The sequence below is a fragment of the Campylobacter sp. IFREMER_LSEM_CL2127 genome, assembly GCF_025771745.1.
In the GTDB taxonomy this organism is placed as follows: Bacteria; Campylobacterota; Campylobacteria; order Campylobacterales; family Campylobacteraceae; genus Campylobacter_D.
This window is the reverse complement of the sequence record NZ_JAKMQV010000001.1, coordinates 15389-36076: the sequence shown is the minus strand read 5'-3', so window position 1 is coordinate 36076 and position 20688 is coordinate 15389. Positions and strand designations below refer to the sequence as shown.

Below are 20688 nucleotides of genomic sequence, written 5' to 3'. Positions count from 1 at the left end.
GTTTAAAAATGTAGATTAGTTATTTTCTTGACTTTTAGGATAATCAAAAAACACAACTTCCCCGCTGTGTTCTTTTATATCTTTAAATTCTTTTATATCAAATTGCATACATAAAATAGCAGAAGTTGGAAAGTTTTCTAAATCTATATGGGCTAAATATTCACAAAGTTCTTGCAATAAAGGATTATGCATAATTAGCACTACCCTACTCTCTTTTAATTCTTTTATAAAATTTAATACATCTTCTAAATTACCATCATAAAAGTTTTTTTCTATCTTGATATCTTTTTCTTTTAAAGAAAAGCTTTTGCAGAGTTTTTGCGCTGTTTTTATGCAACGCCTAGCAGGACTTGAAATGATACTTTGGGCTTTAAATCCTAAATCTTTAATCCTATAAATCATAGTTTTTAAATCATCTTTTCCACTAGAACTAAGCTCTCGTTGTAAATCTTGTTCATAGTTTTCTTTTTGAGCCTTAGCATGACGGATAAAATAGATATATTTCATTTTATAACCTTAAATTTACCCAAAAGATATCCGCATATAAAGCCAAAAATATGTGCATACCAAGCTATATTTACACCCATAAAAATAGGTATAAAACTCATTAATAATATAGCTACGATAAGTCCTTTAGTGGCGGTTTTATCCAAATATGCATAATATCCCATTAAAACACATATAGTACCACTTGCGCCCACTACGTTTACAAAACTACCATCAAAACTTAAATACACATAAAAAACACTAAGCAAAGAGCAAAGAATTCCGCCAATTAAATAAAGCAAAGCAAATTTAAAGCTTTTTAAGTATTTTTCCAGCATAGAGCCAAATTGAAAAAGCACTATCATATTTAAAATCAAATGAGGCCAATTTCCATGCATAAACATTGAGCTTAGAATTTGCCAGTAAAATCCTTGAAAGAAAAATAAATTTAAACCCAAAATAGCATCTAAATTTAAGGATCCAAAATAAAGATAATTCACAAAGACAAATATCACAATATTTAAAGCGATTAAAAAGGAAGCTATCATTACCCTACTTTGTATTTTTAATAATTATAACAAAAAGCTATTTAAATTCTAGCTTACACATAAAATTCACACTAATAAGATACAATATCGTCAAAAAATAAAATAAGGTTAAAAATGAAAAAACTAGCTTTTGCTTTTTTGATCACTCTAAATACCCTTAATGCAGGTATAGTTATAGCACCTGATTCTTTACCGGTAAATATCAAACAATTTATCAAAGATTATTTTAATGCAGAAATAGGCCTAGTAGAACAAGATGGTTATTCTTATGAGATTTATTTAAGCGATGGAAGTGAGATTGAGTTTTCACTTAATGGAGAATTTAAAGAGGCTGAAAATTTTAGCTCGTTAAATTATGCGATTTTACCTTTAACAATACAAAATACCATCAAAAATATCTACCCTAATACAGCAATCATAGAAATAGAAAGAAAAATTTCTTATTATAAAATCAAACTAAACAATCAAATGAAGCTTTACATAGACGATAATGGAACAATTTTAAGACAAAAATTTGATGATTAAATGCTTATTTGATTTTACTCAAATAAGCAAGTTTTGAATTTTTCTTCCAAAAAGGTTTTAATTCATCAAAACTTATAAAAACTTCAACTGCTCCTGTTGAATATGGAGCTATCTCATAAGGTTCCCATATAAAATTTAATCCATCTTTTCTTACTTCAAAAATTTCACTCATTTTAAGTTCTTTAATATCAAATAATTCATTTTCACTGTATAAACTTAAAATCTTTTGCTTAATCATATTCTGAAAATCTTCACTTTCTATTTTTAACTCATTTTTTATATTTATAAGTTTCATATCATCAATACTATAAGTTTTTCTTAAAAAATTAGTCATACCATGAGCACCACCTTTATATTCATAAATATTTTTTCCTAAAGAGATAATATGCTCATCTTGATAAAACATATAAGCTTGAGAAAAAAACTCATTATTAGAAATGTTTTCTTTACTCCATTTTTCAAAGCTTTCTTTTGCTTTTTGTTTTAATGAATTTTTATCTAAATTCTCATTAAAGTCATCAATAATTTTATTTAATTTTTCATTTTTACTTGTTAATTTTAAAATATCCTCACTAAAGTCAAATTCTATAGTTTTATTAGCATCTAGTTGTTTTTGTTCTTTAAGTGATAGCTGATTAATCATCATATTTGTCTTGCTGGCTAAAAAACTAAATTCTTTTTTTGCTTCATCTATTTTACATAAAGCATCAAATTTATTTTTATGCATATCTTTTAAAACGCAAGTTCCAAAATCTGCTATATCTATATAATATTCATCATTCTTAGCACTACCCCAAAAACTGTATTGTTTTTGTTTTGTTTGGACAAAACCATAACTAGTGTTACTTTTAATGGAACTATATAAGTGAATATCAAATTCCTTTCCTTCTAAAATATTTAATGTAAATGTATTTTCATTATATGCATATAAACTCGCACATAAACCTAAATTTAATATTATTTTTTTAATCATTCAATCCCCTTCTTGTGTTCTTATAATTAAACTTTTTGGTAGTTTAAAATACTCAATCCATTCTTGTTCTTTTTGTCTCATTTGTCCTTGATCTACCTCATGATCATAACCTTGCAAATGAAGCATAGCATGTATAAAAAGCAATGCCATCTCTTCTTCATTGCTGTGTTTATATTCCATTGCTTTTTTACTTACTTCATCTAAATTTATCACAATACTACCAAGCAAATTTTCACAATTTGGCACTAAAGGAAAAGACAAAACATCTGTAGTTTTATCTACTCCTCTTTGGTTAAGATTAATTTCATGCATGGTTTTTTCATCTACCAAAACAAGTTCTATATTTTGATCACTCATTTTTTGAGCAATTTTTTCAAGAAAAGAAATATCCATTTCTTCTTCGCAAAAAATCATTATTATCCTTTTGATTTTATAATTTCAAATTATATCAAAATTAAGGAAAAGTATGAAAAAAGCTCTTTGTATTATAAGTGGTGGTATGGATAGTACTTTATGTGCATATTTAGCCAAAAAAGAAGGATATGAAATCATTGCTTTGCATTTTGATTACAGTCAACGCACCATGCTTAAAGAAAGAGAATGTTTTAATAAAATTTGTGAAAAACTTAATATAAAAACAAAATATATTTTAGATGTTTCATTTATAGCAAATATTGGTGGTAATTCTTTAACGGATTTAAATTTAGAAATTCCTAAAGAAAAGCTACACGAAAAAGAAGTTCCAAATACTTATGTTCCTTTTAGAAATGGCATTTTTTTATCTATTGCAGGAGCCATAGCTGAAAAAGAAAAATGCGAAAGTATTTTCATAGGAGTAGTGCAAGAAGATAGCAGTGGTTATCCTGATTGTAGTGCAAATTTCATACAAAAAGCAAGTGAGTTTATCAATGAAGGCACAACAAAAACTTGTAATGTTACAATTAAAACCCCATTAGTTCATCTAAGCAAAGGACAAATAGTTGAATTAGCCTTAAAAGAAAAGGTAGCCTTAGAATACACTTGGTCTTGCTATGAAAGAGAAGATAAAGCTTGTGGTAAATGTGATAGTTGTTTATTAAGATTAAAAGGCTTTAAAGAAGCCAATGTGAAAGATTTTATAGAGTACATTTAAAATTTACTTTCATTTTATTTTTGTTTGTATAATAGATTTTACAAATTAAAAAAGGAGAATTAATGAAAAAAATACTACTTGGTTCATTTTTAGCTGCTTCAATTTTAGCAAGCAATGCTTTAAGTAAAGAATTTATTCTAGATAAAGCTCATACAAATGTAGCTTTTAAAATCAAGCATTTACAAATTAGCAATGTAAATGGAAATTTTAAAGACTATGATGCAGTGGTTGATTTTGATAGTACTAAATTTGAATTTAATAAACTTCAAGCAAATGTAAAAGTTGCTTCTATAAATACTGAAAATAAAGCAAGAGATGCTCATTTACAACAAGATGATTTTTTCAAAGCAAAAACTCACCCAAACATCACTTTTACTATGAGCAAATATGAAAAAATTTCTAATGAAAAAGGTAAGATGTATGGCTCTTTAAATATTGCTGGTGTAAGTAAAGATATTGTTTTAGATACTGAAATTGGTGGGGTTATTAAAACAGATAGTGGTAAAGAAAAGGCAGGATTTACTTTACAAGGACAAATTAAAAGAAGTGATTTTAAATTTGCTCCAGATACCTCTAGTTTGACACTTAGTGATGAAGTGCAAATAAATATAGAAGCAGAAATTAACGAAAAATAATTTAAAAAGCATTTTACAATAAAGTAAAATGCTTTAATTTAATTTATTTAGCTAACCAACCTTCTTTTTCCCATACTTTTTGCGCTTCTTTGCTTTGTGTAAATTCTATAAATTCAGCTACTTTTGGATTTTTTAAACCTTTTTGTGTTGGTACTATTTCAGCAGCTCTATAAATAATTGAGTTTTTATCTGCTTTTATAAATTTATTTTCTTTCTCACCAACTGCTTTAATCCAATGTGTCCAAATGATTAAAGCATCGATATTTGGATTATTTTTCCACTCATCAACTGCTGCTTTTGAATTCTTAGCATACACTTTGATGTTTTTTCTAAGTTTTTCTAGGTTTTCGATTTTTCCTGTTTTTAAAGCCATATCTTCATACAAGCCAACCTGCCCTGCTCCATCAACTACCATAACATTAACACCATCTTTTAAAAGGTCTTCAAATTTTTTAATTTTTTTAGGGTTATTAGCTCTTACTATCATACCTGATCCTCTAGCATTTAAAACCTGAACATCTTGTATTTTGATTTGTTTTGACATAGCTTTAACAAATCCATCCATCATAGATGTGTTACCAGAATAAATGATATCAGCATCCATTTTGGCTTGTTTGATCCATTTAGGTGTTGGCCCTGCATTAACGATAACTTTTTCTCCGCTTTTTGCTTCAAATTGTTTAGCAAGTTCTTTTAAAACAGGAGCTGGACCGCCTGGGCCATAAACTAAAATTTCAGCATTCAATGCAGCTGCAGCAAATAAACTTAAAAATAAAAATTTTTTCATATTTTTTCCTTTAAATTAATAAAATAAAATTAGAAATATAGCTTTTTAAAGTATATATTTTTTTAATCAAATAAATTAATATTTTTTTCATAGACAAAAAAACATTCTAAAAAGTCTTCTATGTTTTCTTTTATCAAGCAATATCTAAAGTCAAGAAAATTTTTTAATTCTTTTAAATTTGTATAAGAAAAATCACAAAATAAAGAATTTTTTAATGCGGTTTTAAAACCCTTAGTGTCTTGAAGTTTTTGTGCTATAAAGTCAAAATCTTCATCATTTTCCACGAGTAAAATCACCCTAGAGCTACCTCCAAAAACACAAATTTCATTTTTTGAGTTTAAAAAATAGGCTTTAAAAAGTTCTAATTTTTTATCATTAAAACTAAAGGGTAATTTTTGACTTTCTATAAATTCAATAAAACTAGCAAAAATATCTGCATAAAAAAATGCAAATTTTAAATCCTTAAAATACAAATTTTTACAAAGTAAGCTCGTTTGAAATAAAGATTTTGAGCCTAAAATTTCATATTTACAAGCTTTTAAGGTATGAAAATTTGATTTTAATTTTAAAATAAATTTTTCATCATCAGAACAAAAGAAAGTTTTTTCTTTAGAATTTTTTAAAAGATCAAAATCTAATAAAATATTTGAATTTAAGACTTTAAAATTAAAGGCTTTTGCAAATTTTAATTCTACATGATTGCAATATATAAATTCATAAGATTTTTCTTCACATAAAAATCTAAAAAGCCTAAAAATAGCTTCTTCAAGATCATCAACTTGAAGATAAAACACATCTTTATCTTCAAGATTTAATTTCTCCTCGCTTACTATAACATAAGCTCCAAGTTTTATAGCAAAACTAGCTTGTTCATTATTCTTAGCAAAAAATACACTTGCTTGTTTGACTTTGTTTAAATCTATACTAAAATCATAAACACTAGAAGTTGCTCCATAGTTTAAAACTTGGGCATTAACAAGCTCAATAAAATTAGAAATATTCATCTAGCCTATTAAAGCTCCATTTTCGATAAAGCTTTGTGGGCTAATTAAAACTAATTTACCATTTTTTTCTGCACTTAAAATCATACCTTGGCTTTCATGGCCAAAAATTTTAGCTTTTTTTAGATTGGTAATGACACAAACTTGCTTACCTATTAACTCACTAGCTTTATAAAATTTAGCAATACCCGAAAGCACTTGTCTTAGTTCGCCATTTTCAAGTTCAAGTTGAAATTTTAAAAGCTTTTCACTGCCTTCTATATTTTGACAATCTTTTACTAGTGCTACTTTAATTTCAATTTTTTTAAAATCATCAATTTTAATTTGAGCTAAACTTGGCTTCTCTTCTACTTTTTCTTCTTTTTTGTTTTCTTGTGTTAATTCAACTTTTGGAAATAAAGCTTCACATGCACTTGATTTTAAATCGCATAATTGATTATTTAAAATTAGTTTTTGATAGTTTTCGTTTGAAATTTCAAAATTTAAAGCTTTGGCGATTTTTAAAGCTGTTTTTGGCATAGTAGCTGAAAGTAAAATAGTAACTTTTGTTAAAATATTAGCACATAAAGCTACTAAGGCATTAGCTTTTTGCATTTGATCATTTTTAATTAAATTCCAAGGCTCATACCTACTAATACTTAAATTTGCTAAAGATAAAGCCTTAAAAAGTTCTTCTAAATAGCGATTTGGCTGGATATTTTCTAAAGCATTGATTGCATTATCTAAATACTCTTTACATTCATTTAATTCTTGATTAAAATACAAATTCACATCTTTACAATCAATAATATTTTGAGAATACTTAGCACTCATGCCGATAATTCTATTTAATAAATTTCCAAGCTCATTGCTTAATTCTGCATTGATTCTAGTGATTAATGCTTTTTGTGAAAAATCCCCATCATTGCCAAAAGGAACTTCTCTGAGTAAAAAATATCTAAAAGCTTCTAAACCGAAAGTATCTGCTACTTCTTTAGGTGCTACTACATTGCCTTTAGATTTGCTCATTTTTTCACCATCTTTAGTCCACCAGCCATGCGCTGCTACAAATTTAGGCAAAGGAAGTTCTAAACTCATCAAAAACGCAGGCCAATACACTGCATGAAAACGCAAGATATCTTTACCTACAAAATGAATATGAGCAGGCCATAGATCCATATTTTTATCATCAAGTCCATAACCCAAAGCACTCACATAATTCATCAAAGCATCAAGCCAAACATACACCACATGTTTTTCATCATTTAATTCTTTTGGAAGCTTTATACCCCACTCAAAACTCGTTCTTGTAATAGAAAGATCTTTTAAGCCACCTTCTACAAAATGAATCAACTCATTAGCCTTATTTTTAGGTAAAATCGGCTCTTTTTCTTTATACCATTTAAGAATTTGATCTTGATATTTAGAAAGCTTGAAAAAATAACTTTCTTCTTTTAAAAGCTGTGTTTTTTTACCACAATCTGGACAATGACACTCATTTACAAGCTGAGTTTGGGTAAAATAACTCTCACAAGAAACACAATAAAAACCTTCATAAGTTCCTTTATAAATATCACCTTTATCAAACATTTTTTTAAATGCTTTTTGTACGCTTAATTTGTGATTTTCATCTGTAGTTCTAATGAAATAATCATAAGAAATTTCAAACTCATCCCAAAGTTTTTTGAACTTAGAACTAATTTCATCTGCATATTCTTTAGGGGTAAAATTTCTAGCACTAGCAGCTTGCTCTATCTTTTGGCCATGTTCATCTGTACCTGTTAAAAAGAATGTTTTTTCTCCTTGCAAGCGATAGAATCTAGCCAAAGTATCTGCTATAATCGTAGTGTAAGCATGACCAATGTGAGCTACATCATTTACATAATATATCGGAGTAGTAATATAACGCATTTTCAACCTTTAATTAAAAATCAAATCCACCTTCTTTACCTTTAGACATACTCTTATAAACTGCATCAATATACTCTTTTCTTAAAGAGCACTCAAAAATCATAGAGCAAGGTAAACAAGATTTTAAGTTTTTATCGTTTTGACAAGCTTGAAGTTCATTTTTTTTAGCTTCTAAAGCTAGTTCAAATTCATCTTTAACTTCAGCCATTAAAGCCCTTTATAAGCTTGTTTTAGTTTTTCAATTTCATATTTTGAACCCAAAAAGCATGGCGTACTTGCATGGATTTTTTCAAATTCTAAATCAAGCAAAGAATCATTTTCTCCATTAGTAGAAAGCCCTCCTGCTTTTTCAAAAATAAAAGCAAAAGGAAATACCTCAAAATATGCTCTTAATTTTCCATTTGGCGCATCGCTTGTTGCAGGATATGAAAATAATCCTCCACCTTTGAGTAAAATTTGGTGTAAATCACTCACCATAGCACCTGAATATCTTAAGCGATATCCTTCATCAAATAAAGCTTTTATAAAAGCTCTATGAGTATTTGACCAATTTTTTTGTGTCCCGCCGCTTGCATTTAATTTGCCTTTTTCGTTTAATTTTAAATCCTTAACAAAAACAAATTCATCATTTTCATTTAACCTATAAAGCTTAGGAGTATCTATGCATACTATAAGCTCTAAACGCACACCATAAATAGCATAAACTGCTGCTTTTAGATTTTTTGCACTAGCCTTTTGCTCATAAATAGCAAAAATAGAACCTATAGCAAAATTCACATCTACCAAAGATGAGCCATCTAAAGGATCATAAGCAACAATGTATTTTTCATTTTCATTGATTAATAATTGTTCTTGTTTTTCTTCACTAATTAAGCTTTTTATACCTTTACTTTGCTTTAAAATTCTAGTGATAATCTCATCGCTTTTTACATCAAGTTTTAATTGATTATCTCCAGTAGCATTTTGAGAAGTAGTATAATCAAAATCTTTTAAATATCTAAGTTCTTTTGAAATTTCAATCACTGCTTTTTGTATATCGTTAATTAATTCTTGCATATTTTACCCCTATACTTTTTTTGAATTTTTTAATATAAAATCACAAATACTTTCTAAATCATCCAAATAAAGCCAAGTTAAATTTTTATTTTCGATTTTCTCATAGCTTGCAATAGCCTTAGAATAAGTAAAATAGCTCTCATCCACTTCTTTGCAAAAAACACTAATTCTTGGCATATCTAAGGTTTTTAAGCCCTCTATAAATAAAAAATCAAAATTCCCTAGTTTAGAAATAGCTTCATCTAAAGTGCTTGGAGAATGTGTAAATAAAGTTGTCCTTGTAGGACTTAAAACCATTACATCAGCACCGCTTTGAAAAAATTTAAAACTATCTTTTTTTGCTATATCAAAACTTGCTTTATCTTTTGGATCATGTTTTATAATACATACTTTATAATTTTGCTCCATAAAATACTTAGCAACTTGAGTTATTAAAGTTGTTTTACCTGAATTGGAAGGCCCGCTAAAAGCCATTGCTAATCTTTTCATAACTTCCTTAAATCAAAGAAAATAAACAAAATTATATCTTTTTAAAAGTTAAAAGCTTATAATTATAAAAAAATTAGGAATAAAATATGAAAAAAATTTATATGATTATTTTTTTAACACTTATTTTTACTGCATGTTCAAACAAAACCCAAAAACAAAGTGAAATCGATTTAAAAAGCCAAACTCTTATGTATGCACAAAAAATCAATTTTAATTATAAAGATAATCGAGTAGTTGCTTTGTTAAGTTATCTAAATCCTGTATTAGATGAAAAAAGTCAACAAGAAGTTTTTGTGCTTAGTTTTTTACCAAATATCAATATCAAACAAGAACAAATTTCAATACTCATAGATGGAGAAAAAACTAACTTAAAAACCTTAGATCAAAATGATGAGTTGTTTAAATATATCATCAAAAGTGATTATGCAAGTTATTACAAAATCACCCTTGATGAGTTGGTACAAAAACCTATTTTAAAACTTGATTTGTGTTTTGAGAATCAGTGTTTTGAGTTAAAGTTTCAAAAAATTTCGAAATCGGTGTATTATCGTTCAGAAGATGCAAATACACAATATAATTAGCTAAAACCTTTTTAGCATACACCCTACTTTCTGCATAAGGAACAAGTTCCATAGATAAAAATGGCTCGTACTTTCCTGCTCTAAACATATCTTCTCTTTTAAGCATTCTAGTAGTAAATCCTATACCTCCATTATAAGCATAAGCCACAAATACTGGAGAATTAAGTTTAGATTCTAAATAATCTAAATGATGATTTGCAAAAGTATAGGCTGTTTTTGGATCAAAAAGCATATCTTGGTCAAAATTTGGAATTTGCAATTCTTTATTGCCTATATGATTAGCTAAAAATGGAATAAATTGCATAATACCTAAAGCATAAGAGGTTGAAATAGCTGTTGGGATAAAACGGCTTTCTTGTCTAGCTAAAGCTAAAATCATAGCCTTTCTTTGTGTAGAATAATCTTTTAAATACTCAAAATAAGGCATAATGAAATAATGTTTTTTAAAACCCTCAGCTCTTTCTTTAATATAAGCATAAATAGCGATATTTTCTTTAGTATAAAAATCTTTTGCAAGCTTTTCTAACTCATTAGGAGTACCTTTTGCAATTTCTTTTGCAAGTTTTTGCCAAGCAAAAGGATCTTTCATATCAAAATCATTTTTTTGTTTTTTTGGACTTAATTCTTCTATTTTAGGCAAAGGCAAGCCCTTTAACTCCCTTGCATAAAGACTATAAATATTTAAAGAATCACTTTGAGCAAGCTCATCAAGATACTTTTTATCTTGAGTGATTAAATAAATCCAAAAATTTGCATTATCTACTAAAGGCTTACTTTTAAAAGTATCTTTTGCTACTTGGAAAAATTCCAGTGCTTTTTTATCGTCATTTTCTAAAATAGCATTCACACCTAAGTAAAATGCATTATCTTGAAAAGTTAAATTTGCATCTACATTAACCAAAGATTTTCTTATCAATGGACTTTTTTTCTTAATGATAATTTCTTTTACAAAATTTGTAAATTCTTTTTCTTTTGCTAATTCATTTACAAAATCTTTTTCTAAGAAAAAATCCTTTTTATCTTTTAAAAAGCCATAAATTTTATAAAAATTTGCACTATCATAATTTAAAACCGCATAACTTAGAGGATCTTTAGCATTAAAAGCTTCTAAAAGCTTTACTAAATTTGGGTTATCCTGTGGGATAATTTTTTTCATCTCATTACGCGTTGAAGCATTAAGATCTTGTATAAAAGTTAAACTGTTTAATCTTATAAGCTGACAAGTAGCATTAGCATCTAAGATATTTTGCGTATTAAATTTATAACAAGCTTCATATTCTTTATTATATCCCAAAGGTGGAACAATCGTTTCAATAGCATTTTTAATACGCCCTGCATAACGATAAATATGCTCTTTTAAACCTTCAACTTCTTCTTTTCTAAATTCATTTTTTTCCAATAAACGATATAAATAATAATCCTTAGCTAAAGAATTTGGTCTTTGCTCTAATTCTTTATAAGAATACATCGCACTATTTGCAAAAACTACTCCGGCTAAAAGTAATACCACGCTTTTTTTCAACACTTATAAACTTCCTAAAATTAAATTTGATAAAAATATTTGGATAAATTTTAATCCTAAAATAATAATCAAAGGTGCTAAATCAATACTTCCTATAGTAGTAGGGATAAATCTTCTTACAAAAGCATAAGCAGGATTAGTTAAACGATATAAAATTTGTACTATAGGATTATATGGATCAGGCCTTACCCAAGAAATTAAAGCAGCAATAATTATAATCCATACATAAATTTCAATCACTAAAGAAAAAATTTGCACCAAAGATACAATCAAACTTGTTCCAACTCCCATTTTACTCCTTTATAATTTCTTTAACAAAAGGCTTGATTAGAGTATAAATTTCACTCATTTCAGGTCCATGGGTAACCCCTGTTAATACTAAACGCAAAGGCATAAAGAAATTTTTACCTTTTAAATTTGTTTTTTCCATCAAAATCTTTTTAAACTCATCATATTCTTGAGGTAAATCCAAATCTTTTAAAATCTCTTTAATCAACTTACACTCATTTTCAAATTTATTATAATTTTTAACTGCAAAAATGGCTTGTATTTTTTCTCTTATCTCATTTAGTGTGCTAGCTTCTTGAGTATAAAATTTTGCAAGCTCCGCTACATCTTTGCCTAAATTTAACAAAGAATTTAATTTATCATTATCAAGCATTTTTATATGCTCACGATTAATTTGCATTAAACGCTTAGTATCAAATCTAGCAGGAGATTTTGAAACTTTTTTCAAATCAAACCATTCTATAGCTTCTTCTAAAGTAAAAATCTCTTTTGGAGTTTTATTGCCTAAAAGGATTAAATAATTTGCAATAGCACTTGCTAAATATCCATTATCAAGCATCCATTTTACACTAGAATGAGCCTCTCTTTTACTCATTTTAACACCCTCTTCATTTAAGATGATAGGTAAATGTGCATAAGTCATGCTTTTATCATAACCCAAACTTGCTCTAATATGCTCTTGCTTAGGAGTATTTGAAACATGATCTTCTCCCCTTATAATACAAGTAACACCTTCTAACATATCATCAACCGCACAAGCAAAATTATAAGTTGGGGTTTTATCCGCTCTCATAATCACAAAACTATCAATATCTTCAGGATTAAAACTAATCTCACCTTTAATATAATCAGTAAATTTCATTTGAGATTGAGGTTTTTTAAGACGAATTACAAAAGGTTTCTCACAATTTAACACATCAATATCTGCTAATTTTTCACAAGTGCCATCATATCTATATGCTTGATTTTTACTTTTAGCTAATTCTTTTTTATGCGCTAACTCATCCTCAGTACAAAAACAAGCAAAAGCTTTTTTTTCACTTACTAGCTTTAAAGCCATTTGACGATGAAATTTCAAATTTTCACTTTGTACATAATAATGCTGCCAAGTTATACCAAATTCTTTCAAAATAGCTTTTATTTCTTCTTCTTTTCCAGCAATATTTCTAGCATTATCCGTATCTTCAATACGCAAAATAAAATCTGTATTTTCTTGTCTTGCTTTAATATAATTAAACAAAGCTGCTCTTAAATTTCCAATATGCATATCTCCAGTAGGCGATGGTGCAAACCTATACATTATTTATCCTTTTAAAACTTTTTTATCATTATACAATTAAATACTTGCTATTTATTTTAAAAAAACAAAGTTCACACAAAATTCACTCAATATTTATATGATTTCACAAATAATTCAATTTAAAGGATAAAAAATGAAATTAAAAATAGCTTTAGTGGCATTAACTCTAGCAAGTTGTGTTTTTGCAAGAGATATGGTTGTAGGTGTAAATGCTTTACCGGCAAATTCTAAAAATTTTATACAAAAACATTTTACAGGCTCAAACATAGCTTTAGTTAAACAAGATATTGATAGTTTTGATGTTTATTTAGACAATGGAACTGAACTTGAGTTTTTCATCAATGGAGATTGGAAAGAAATTGATGCAAAATACAGACCAATTGATACTTCTTTTTTAAATCCAAATATTTTAACAACGATTAAAAAAATGCATCCAAACGCAAGTATAATTAAAGTTGAAAAAGAAATTCAAGGTTATAAATTTAAGCTTAATAATATGATGGAAATTTATACTGATGTAAATGGAAATTTCTTAGGGCAAAAATTTGATGATTAAAAATTAAGCTAAGCTTTTGCTTAGCTTTTATAAGAATTTAGAGCAAGCTCTTGTATATTATAATTAGCAACTCTCTCATAAGTAAAGCCTTTTTTCTCCAAAAAATCAAGTAAAATTTTCTCCATTTTTTCTAAAGCATTTAAGACTTCTTTTGAAAGTTTAAAACTCAATGGTTCTATGCGCTTTGGCACACAGGCTAAAATTTGAGTTTTAGGCAAATCTCCCATAAGCTCCATGTATTGTAAAGTTTGAAGCATTTCAACCTCATGTGCACTACCACTCCAATTAACTTTTTTGGGCATTGCATCATAAGGAAAGAAAAAAATATCTCCGATCTTAGCATCATCTGCTGCAATACAATCAATCACAACCATTTCATCATATTCAGCTATAATATAACTAAGTTGTAAAGCCAAAGTTCCACCATCTACAAAGCTCACTGAGTCTTTTTCGTGATAAAACTTATAATTTTTTTCTAAAAGTTTGCAAAGATGAACGCCTAAGCCCTCATCTGCAAACATAATATTACCAATACCTAAGATTAGAAGTTTCAATGATTTTCTCTTACAAATTTATAACCACTAAAGATAGCATCTAAAGCACCATCTTTGCCTTTAACTGAGTTAAACACAGCCATATAAATATGCACTGGAACAAAAATCAACACAATCCACATTAAAATTCTATGGTAGGTTCTAACATCGGCTAATCCACCTAACATTACTTCAATAGGTCTTAAGATATTGTATAAAAATCCACCCAAGCCTTCATGATATACATGCATATAAAGGATTAATCCTGTTAAGATAAGTCCAAACATAACAAGATAAAAGAAAAAATAAGTTACAAATTGCAAAGGATTATATACACCTTGCAAATGCGGGTGCTTTCCTAAGAAAATGTAAAATTTAATCTGCTCTATCCATAATTTTACATTAAAAATATCTTTTATGCTTTTTCTCTCACCATCACTTTTTGAATCAAAAAAGAACAAATATGTTTTAAAAATCACACAAGCTATTAAGATAAATCCAAAAATTTGGTGTACCATACGGTATTTTGCCTGCATAAATAAAGTTGGTTCAGATGAAATAGATGGAGATTGAAATACATAAGAAATATAATATCCAGTCCCTACTAAAATCACGATCGCAACTGCTCTTAACCAATGTGTAAAACGAAGGCCAATACTAAATTCGTATTCAGCCTTTCTATTTGATTTTAAGGAATGTTTGGAATCCATACTAAAGTCCTTTCCTTATAAATTTACATTAACTTTATACTCGCTAAGATTATTGCCTTTAGTATCCATTACATGTACAGCACATGCTATACAAGGATCATAAGAGTGAATAGCTCTTATTACTTCTAAAGGTTGTTTAACATCAGCTAGTTTCATACCGATAAGACATTGCTCATAGCTACCGCCTACTCCATTTGCATCTTTTGGACTTGCATTCCAAGTAGAAGGTACTACTGCTTGCCAATTTTCAATTACACCATTTTTAATTCTACACCAATGACTCAACGCACCACGAGGCGCACTTCCCATAAATCTACCTTTGTATTCTTTATTTTTATCGATTACATAAGTAGCACAAGTGCTTTCATCTGTTTTTAAATTTTCGACTAAAGAATTAAATGCTTTTAAACCATGATCAGCAATGATTTTAGCTTCAATCGCTCTAGTACCTGTTCTTCCTAAAGTACTCATAAGTGCTTTAAGTGGTAAATTTGTGGTTTTTAAGAACGAATCAACTGCTTCTACTACGATTTTATTACCCTTAGCATAATTTACTAAAATATTTGCTAATGGTCCAACTTGCATAGGTAAATTTTCATATCTTGGAGCTTTAATCCAGCTGTATTTACCTTTAGTATCAAATACCTTACTATGAACCATATTACCTTTATCATCAATGCTTTCACCATCAATTAAGCCTGTATAGTTTGGATTAGTTTTGCCATCATAAGGATGTAAAGCTTCATTGTCTGCATACCATGATCTTGTAGCTTCTTCAGTAATTTTAGCTTCATCTACTTCTTCAACCTTGCTCAAATCACCATTTCTAATAATACCACCTTCAAACAGCCACTCATCGCTAGAAACTTGGAATTCTTTTTCAGTGTAGAAATTATTTACCCCTACATCATTTAACACACTTGCTTCTTTAGAATAAGCTTTTGCAGCCATTATGATATCTGGATAATAAGCACGATTAATAAAATCAGCTACTTCTTGGAATTTAGTCATATATTCAGCCATTCTTGATGGGTTTAAAAGATCCATAACACAAGTCACACCACCTACTGTTAAGCTTTGTGGATGAGGATTTTTAGCACCAAAAATCGCCATAGCTTGAGCTATTGTTCTTTGAATTCTTAAACATTCTAAATAATGTGAAAGCGCAATAAGGTTTTGCTCAGGAGTAAAGCGATAAGTTGCGTGTCCATAATAAGCATTTGCAAATGGTCCAAGATTTCCTTTATCTACAAAGGTTTTTAGTCTTTGCTGTACTTCTAAAAGTTTATCTGCACCTGTTGCATAAGGCATATCGGTATATTTAAATGCTTCATCACTTGCTTTTTTTACATCAGCACTTAAAGCACTTACAACATCAACAAAATCAAGCCCATGAAGTTGATAAAAATGCACCACATGATCATGCATGTATAAAGCTGCATTCATTAAAGTTCTAGTTAAAACAGCATTTAATGGTGGGGTAATACCTAAAGCATTTTCTACCGCAATAATCCCTGCCCTATAGTGTGAAAAAGTACAAACACCACAAATTCTTTGAGTTAAAAAGCCTGCATCTCTTGGATCACGACCTTTTACAATAGTTTCCAAACCTCTCCATAGAGTTGATCCTGAATATGCTTCTTTAATGACATTATTTTCATCAACCACCACTTCAACTCTTAAGTGTCCTTCTATTCTAGTAAGTGGATCTATAATAATTCTTTTTGACATTCTTAATCCTTATTCTTTTCTAATGAAGCAATTACAGCGTGCGCAGCAACAGCAACACCTGTTACACAAAGCACACCTATACCAATTTTATCTGAAATACTATCAGCACCCAAACCATAAACAGTATCAAATAATCTTCCTGCCATCACTTCTTCAAAAGGCCCCATAGTATCCCAAAAATCTGGTTCAGAACAACCTATACAACCATGTCCAGCTTGGATTGGCCATGAAGTATGCTGATTAAATCTTTCTCTTGAGCAATTATTAAAAGTATAAGGTCCTTTACAACCTACCTTATAAAGACAATATCCTTTTTTTGCCCCTTCATCACCAAATTGTTGCACAAACTCACCCGCATCAAAGCGTCCTCTTCTTTCACAAAGATCATGAATTCTTAATCCATAAGCCCATTTTGGTCTATTATAAGCATCAAGCGCTGGCAATGTTTGATACAATATATAATGAATCACATTACCTATAATGTTTTTCTCGCTTGGAGGACAACCTGGAACGTTAATAACTGTTTTATTTGTAACTTTACTTAAACTCACAGCATTACTTGGATTAGGTCTAGCAGCTTGAATACCACCAAAAGCTGAACAGGTGCCTATAGCAAAAATAGCCAAAGCATTATCACAAGCTTGAACTGCTATTTGCTTACCTGTTTTGCCGTGTGGTCCTATGGTTAAAAAGTTTTCTGTAGCACCTGTTGGTATACCACCTTCTACCATTAAAATATATCTACCTTTATATTTTTCCATAGCAGCTTCAAGATTATGCTCAGCCTGCCAACCTGCTGCACCCATTATAGTTTCATGATATTCTAAAGAAATATGATCAAAAATTAAACTATCAATAGTAGGGGCATCACTTCTTAATAAACTCTCAGAACATCCTGTACATTCAGCCATATGAAGCCAAATCACTGGAAGTCTATCACTAAGCTCAGCAGCTCTTGCAACTACTGGAGTAAAGCTAACAGGTAGTGCTAAAAATGCAGTCATTGCACTAGCCCATTTCATAAAATCTCTTCTTGAAAAACCTGATTGTTCTAAGGCTTTAGAGATAGAAATCTCATTTTTCAAAAGAGGAAGTTTTTCTAATGCGTCTAAACGGCGATTAAAAATATCTAAATCACTCATTTGTTGTTCCTTAAATATAGAAATATCATTAAAGATTTTAAAACATTTATTGTTAAGAATAGATAAAAAATAATATTTTTTTAAACAAATATACGAAGTATTTACAATTTAATGTTAATAGGATAATTTTACTCTAAAATAAGCAAGTATTGCACTTGCTTATTGTTTAATGATGACAATCTCATCATCTTTAGAATCTATAATAATCTCATCATTTTCATTTAATTCATCAGATAATATCATATCACTTAATTTATCTTCTACCATGTCATATAAAGCTCTTTTTAATGGTCTTGCACCAAAATCAACATCAAAACCAACCTTTGCTATTAACCTAGCAGCATTATCGCTCAAGCTTGCTTTAATACCTCTATTTTCAAGACTTTTTTGCAAGGTATTAAAAAGCAATTTAACTATTTTTTCAGCTTCACTTTCTCCCAAAGGATTAAAAGTAATAATATCATCCAAACGATTTAAAAACTCAGGTCTAAAAAAGCTTCTAAGAGCTTCTTTAATAGCTTTTTCTCTTTCTTCGCCCTTTAACTCCATAATAAAATTTGCACCTATGTTAGAAGTTAAGATAATAATAGTATTAGTAAAATCAACCGTTACGCCTTTACTATCTGTAGCTCTACCATCATCTAAAATTCCCAAAAGTATATTAAATACATCTTTATGAGCTTTTTCTACTTCATCAAACAAAATCACACTATAAGGCTTTCTTCTAACAGCTTCGGTTAGCTCCCCGCCTTCTTCATGCCCTATATATCCTGGAGGTGCACCTAAAAGTCTTGATATGCTGTGTTTTTCCATAAATTCACTCATATCAAAACGCACCATAGCTTTTTCATCATCAAATAAAAATTTAGCCAAAGCCTTAGCACTTTCTGTTTTACCTACTCCAGTTGGCCCTAAAAATAAAAAGCTTCCTATAGGCTTAGTTGCTTGATTTAGCCCTGCTTTATTACGCTTAATAGCTTTAGCCAAGGCACTTAAAGCCTCATCTTGCCCTATGACGCTTTCTTGTAAATACTCTTGAATGTGTAAATATTTTTGCTTTTCAGAAGTAAGCATTTTTTGCACGCTAATACCTGTCCATTTGCTTAAAATACCTGCTACTAAATCCTCATCTACTTGATTTTTAAGCAAAACTCCTTCTTGGGTCATTTGTTTCCATTTTTCTTCTAAATTTAATACCTCTTTTTCGCACTCTAAAATTTTGCCATATTCTATTTCAGCAGCTTTTTGGAAATCTCCTTTATTTTTAGCTAAAACAGCTTCATTTTTTAAAGTATCGATTTCTTTTTTCTTTGCACTTATACCATTAAATACTGCTTTTTCATTTTCAAATTTGGCATTAAGTTTGATTTGCTCTTCTTTTAAATTTGCTAATTCTTTTTTAATCTCTTCTAATCTTTTTTCATTAGTTTCATTTTCTTCCATTTTTAAAGCTTCATTTTCTACTTCTAAGCTTTCAATTTGTTTTCTAACCTTTCTTAAAGAATTTGGCTCACTTTCTATTTGCATTTTTAATTCTGCCGCGGCCTCATCAATTAAATCAATCGCCTTATCAGGTAAAAATCTATTAGCTATATAACGCTTAGATAGTTTTGCAGCTGCTACCAATGCACTATCATTAATAGTTACATTATGATGAATTTCTAATTTCTCTTTTATACCTCTTAGCATTGCTAAAGCTTCATTCACGCTAGGCTCAGCTACATTTACAGGTTGAAATCTTCTTTGCAAAGCCGCATCTTTTTCAAAATATTTTCTATATTCTTTTAAGGTTGTAGCGCCTATAGTATGAAGCTCACCTCTTGCTAAAGCAGGTTTTAAAATATTTGCCGCATCCATACTTCCTTCATTTGCACCTGCACCTACAATGGTGTGAATTTCATCTATAAATAAAATTATATTTTTGTGTTTTATTACTTCATTTACAACAGCTTTTAATCTATCTTCAAATTCACCTCTGTATTTTGCTCCTGCTATTAAAGCACTCATATCCAAGGCTATGACTTTTTTATTTTGCAATGAAGTAGGAACATCTTTTTTTACTATTCTTTGTGCTAAAGCTTCTACTACAGCAGTTTTTCCTACCCCTGGCTCACCTAATAAAATAGGATTATTTTTAGTTTTTCTAATTAAAATTTGCATTAATCTTTGAATTTCTTCTTCCCTGCCTATGACAGGATCAAGTTCATTGTTTTTAGCTTTCATAGTTAAATCAATACCAAATTTAGACAAAGAATCAAGCGTTTCATCGCTTGTTTTGGTTTCTATTTTAGCTCCAGCTCTAATAAATTCTAATTCTTTTTTAAATTCATTTAAATCTACAAATTTAGATAAAAGTTCTTTAATAACCCCACTCGTACTTTCTGAGACAAGCCACATATCCACAGCCAAATAGCTATCTTTGTTTTCTAAAGCCAAGCCTTTTGCTTTTTCTAAAGAATTAATAAATTCATTTGAAAATTTAATATTATCTTTATTTACATTTGAGCTAGTAGGAAAAGATGAAATTTTACTTTTTACTTCTAGCTCAAATGCCTCTTTAGAAACATTTAGTTTATTAAAAACTTGATTTAGCAAGCTTGAACTATCAACACTTAAAGCCCATAATAAATGCAAAGGTTTTATTTCACTATTCTTAGAATGAATGGCCAAAGAAATCGCACTTTCTATATTTGAAAGCATAGAATCTGTTAAAAAATCTTGTATATTTGCCATTTTTACTCCTTTTTTACTTTTATGTGAGATGTATTATATAACTTTAGTCTATTATTGTCAAGTTTATTTA

Annotated in this window: 23 protein-coding genes; 5 read left to right on the top strand and 18 right to left on the bottom strand. The window is 29.0% G+C overall.

Annotated elements, in window-relative coordinates; translation table 11 throughout:
- Positions 1–15 precede the first annotated feature (15 nt).
- A complete protein-coding gene (locus tag L8V77_RS00195) occupies positions 16–507 on the bottom strand; it encodes a SixA phosphatase family protein (RefSeq protein ID WP_263706132.1) in 492 nt (163 codons plus the stop codon).
- The gene (locus tag L8V77_RS00190; protein WP_263706131.1) at positions 504–1034 is read right to left on the bottom strand and encodes a rhomboid family intramembrane serine protease; all 531 of its coding nucleotides are present in this window, start codon (positions 1032–1034) and stop codon (positions 504–506) included. The genes L8V77_RS00195 and L8V77_RS00190 overlap by 4 nt, the downstream gene beginning before the upstream one ends.
- Positions 1035–1148: 114 nt before the next feature.
- On the opposite strand from L8V77_RS00190, the gene L8V77_RS00185 reads away from it, so the two are divergent.
- The gene (locus tag L8V77_RS00185; protein ID WP_263663340.1) at positions 1149–1559 is read left to right on the top strand and encodes a PepSY-like domain-containing protein; all 411 of its coding nucleotides are present in this window, start codon (positions 1149–1151) and stop codon (positions 1557–1559) included.
- 4 nt (positions 1560–1563) lie between these two features.
- Here the strand turns inward: L8V77_RS00185 and L8V77_RS00180 are convergent, their stop codons facing one another.
- Together L8V77_RS00180 and ybeY are read right to left on the bottom strand one after the other, a co-directional pair.
- Positions 1564–2532 (bottom strand): DUF3298 and DUF4163 domain-containing protein, encoded by a 969-nt coding sequence (locus L8V77_RS00180; protein WP_263706130.1) that lies wholly within the window; start codon positions 2530–2532, stop codon positions 1564–1566.
- Positions 2533–2946, bottom strand: a complete 414-nt coding sequence (gene ybeY / locus L8V77_RS00175) for an rRNA maturation RNase YbeY (RefSeq protein ID WP_263706129.1) — start codon at positions 2944–2946, stop codon at positions 2533–2535.
- 52 nt (positions 2947–2998) lie between these two features.
- On the opposite strand from ybeY, the gene queC reads away from it, so the two are divergent.
- Entirely contained in the window at positions 2999–3664 is a 666-nt protein-coding gene (gene queC, locus L8V77_RS00170; RefSeq protein WP_263706128.1) for a 7-cyano-7-deazaguanine synthase QueC, read from the top strand.
- A 62-nt stretch (positions 3665–3726) separates the two neighbouring features.
- Entirely contained in the window at positions 3727–4299 is a 573-nt protein-coding gene (locus L8V77_RS00165) for a YceI family protein (protein ID WP_263663344.1), read from the top strand.
- A gap of 43 nt (positions 4300–4342) precedes the next feature.
- Here L8V77_RS00165 and L8V77_RS00160 read toward each other — a convergent pair whose 3' ends face one another.
- The 6 genes from L8V77_RS00160 to mobB all read right to left on the bottom strand — a co-directional run bounded on the left by L8V77_RS00160 (position 4343) and on the right by mobB (position 9522).
- Positions 4343–5086 (bottom strand): substrate-binding domain-containing protein, encoded by a 744-nt coding sequence (locus L8V77_RS00160; RefSeq protein ID WP_263663345.1) that lies wholly within the window; start codon positions 5084–5086, stop codon positions 4343–4345.
- A 62-nt stretch (positions 5087–5148) separates the two neighbouring features.
- Positions 5149–6090 carry a hypothetical protein gene (locus L8V77_RS00155; RefSeq protein WP_263706127.1) on the bottom strand — a complete coding sequence of 314 codons (942 nt, stop codon included), beginning with the start codon at positions 6088–6090 and terminating at the stop codon, positions 5149–5151.
- Positions 6091–7977, bottom strand: coding sequence for a methionine--tRNA ligase (metG, locus tag L8V77_RS00150; protein ID WP_263706126.1), 1887 nt, complete (start codon positions 7975–7977; stop codon positions 6091–6093).
- Between the two features lie 13 nt (positions 7978–7990).
- Positions 7991–8185: a hypothetical protein gene (locus tag L8V77_RS00145; RefSeq protein ID WP_263663348.1), complete on the bottom strand. Its 195-nt coding sequence runs from the start codon at positions 8183–8185 to the stop codon at positions 7991–7993.
- Positions 8185–9033, bottom strand: coding sequence for a class 1 fructose-bisphosphatase (locus L8V77_RS00140; protein WP_263706125.1), 849 nt, complete (start codon positions 9031–9033; stop codon positions 8185–8187). Before L8V77_RS00140 ends, L8V77_RS00145 begins: the two co-directional genes overlap by 1 nt.
- A 9-nt stretch (positions 9034–9042) precedes the next feature.
- The gene (gene mobB / locus L8V77_RS00135; RefSeq protein WP_263706124.1) at positions 9043–9522 is read right to left on the bottom strand and encodes a molybdopterin-guanine dinucleotide biosynthesis protein B; all 480 of its coding nucleotides are present in this window, start codon (positions 9520–9522) and stop codon (positions 9043–9045) included.
- Between the two features lie 86 nt (positions 9523–9608).
- On the opposite strand from mobB, the gene L8V77_RS00130 reads away from it, so the two are divergent.
- The gene (locus tag L8V77_RS00130) at positions 9609–10103 is read left to right on the top strand and encodes a hypothetical protein (RefSeq protein WP_263706121.1); all 495 of its coding nucleotides are present in this window, start codon (positions 9609–9611) and stop codon (positions 10101–10103) included.
- On the opposite strand, the gene L8V77_RS00125 is transcribed toward L8V77_RS00130, so the two are convergent.
- From L8V77_RS00125 to gltX, 3 genes are read right to left on the bottom strand one after another with little or no spacing between them, the layout of a single operon-like run.
- Positions 9991–11628, bottom strand: coding sequence for a lytic transglycosylase domain-containing protein (locus L8V77_RS00125; protein ID WP_263706119.1), 1638 nt, complete (start codon positions 11626–11628; stop codon positions 9991–9993). The two genes, L8V77_RS00130 and L8V77_RS00125, sit on opposite strands and share 113 nt — an antisense overlap.
- Positions 11629–11916: a YggT family protein gene (locus L8V77_RS00120; RefSeq protein ID WP_012661430.1), complete on the bottom strand. Its 288-nt coding sequence runs from the start codon at positions 11914–11916 to the stop codon at positions 11629–11631.
- Between the two features lies 1 nt (position 11917).
- The gene (gene gltX, locus L8V77_RS00115) at positions 11918–13213 is read right to left on the bottom strand and encodes a glutamate--tRNA ligase (RefSeq protein ID WP_263682298.1); all 1296 of its coding nucleotides are present in this window, start codon (positions 13211–13213) and stop codon (positions 11918–11920) included.
- Positions 13214–13346: 133 nt separating this feature from the next.
- On the opposite strand from gltX, the gene L8V77_RS00110 reads away from it, so the two are divergent.
- A complete protein-coding gene (locus L8V77_RS00110; protein WP_263706116.1) occupies positions 13347–13769 on the top strand; it encodes a PepSY-like domain-containing protein in 423 nt (140 codons plus the stop codon).
- Positions 13770–13789: 20 nt separating this feature from the next.
- Here the strand turns inward: L8V77_RS00110 and L8V77_RS00105 are convergent, their stop codons facing one another.
- The 5 genes from L8V77_RS00105 to L8V77_RS00085 form a co-directional block, all read right to left on the bottom strand.
- Positions 13790–14323: a HyaD/HybD family hydrogenase maturation endopeptidase gene (locus L8V77_RS00105; protein ID WP_263706115.1), complete on the bottom strand. Its 534-nt coding sequence runs from the start codon at positions 14321–14323 to the stop codon at positions 13790–13792.
- Positions 14320–15012 (bottom strand): Ni/Fe-hydrogenase, b-type cytochrome subunit, encoded by a 693-nt coding sequence (gene cybH / locus L8V77_RS00100; RefSeq protein WP_263663354.1) that lies wholly within the window; start codon positions 15010–15012, stop codon positions 14320–14322. The genes L8V77_RS00105 and cybH overlap by 4 nt, the downstream gene beginning before the upstream one ends.
- A 15-nt stretch (positions 15013–15027) precedes the next feature.
- Positions 15028–16743, bottom strand: a complete 1716-nt coding sequence (locus tag L8V77_RS00095; RefSeq protein ID WP_263706113.1) for a nickel-dependent hydrogenase large subunit — start codon at positions 16741–16743, stop codon at positions 15028–15030.
- Positions 16744–16745: 2 nt separating this feature from the next.
- Positions 16746–17885: a hydrogenase small subunit gene (locus L8V77_RS00090; protein ID WP_263706112.1), complete on the bottom strand. Its 1140-nt coding sequence runs from the start codon at positions 17883–17885 to the stop codon at positions 16746–16748.
- Positions 17886–18044: 159 nt separating this feature from the next.
- Positions 18045–20618, bottom strand: a complete 2574-nt coding sequence (locus tag L8V77_RS00085) for an ATP-dependent Clp protease ATP-binding subunit (protein ID WP_263706111.1) — start codon at positions 20616–20618, stop codon at positions 18045–18047.
- Between the last annotated feature and the right edge of the window lie 70 nt (positions 20619–20688).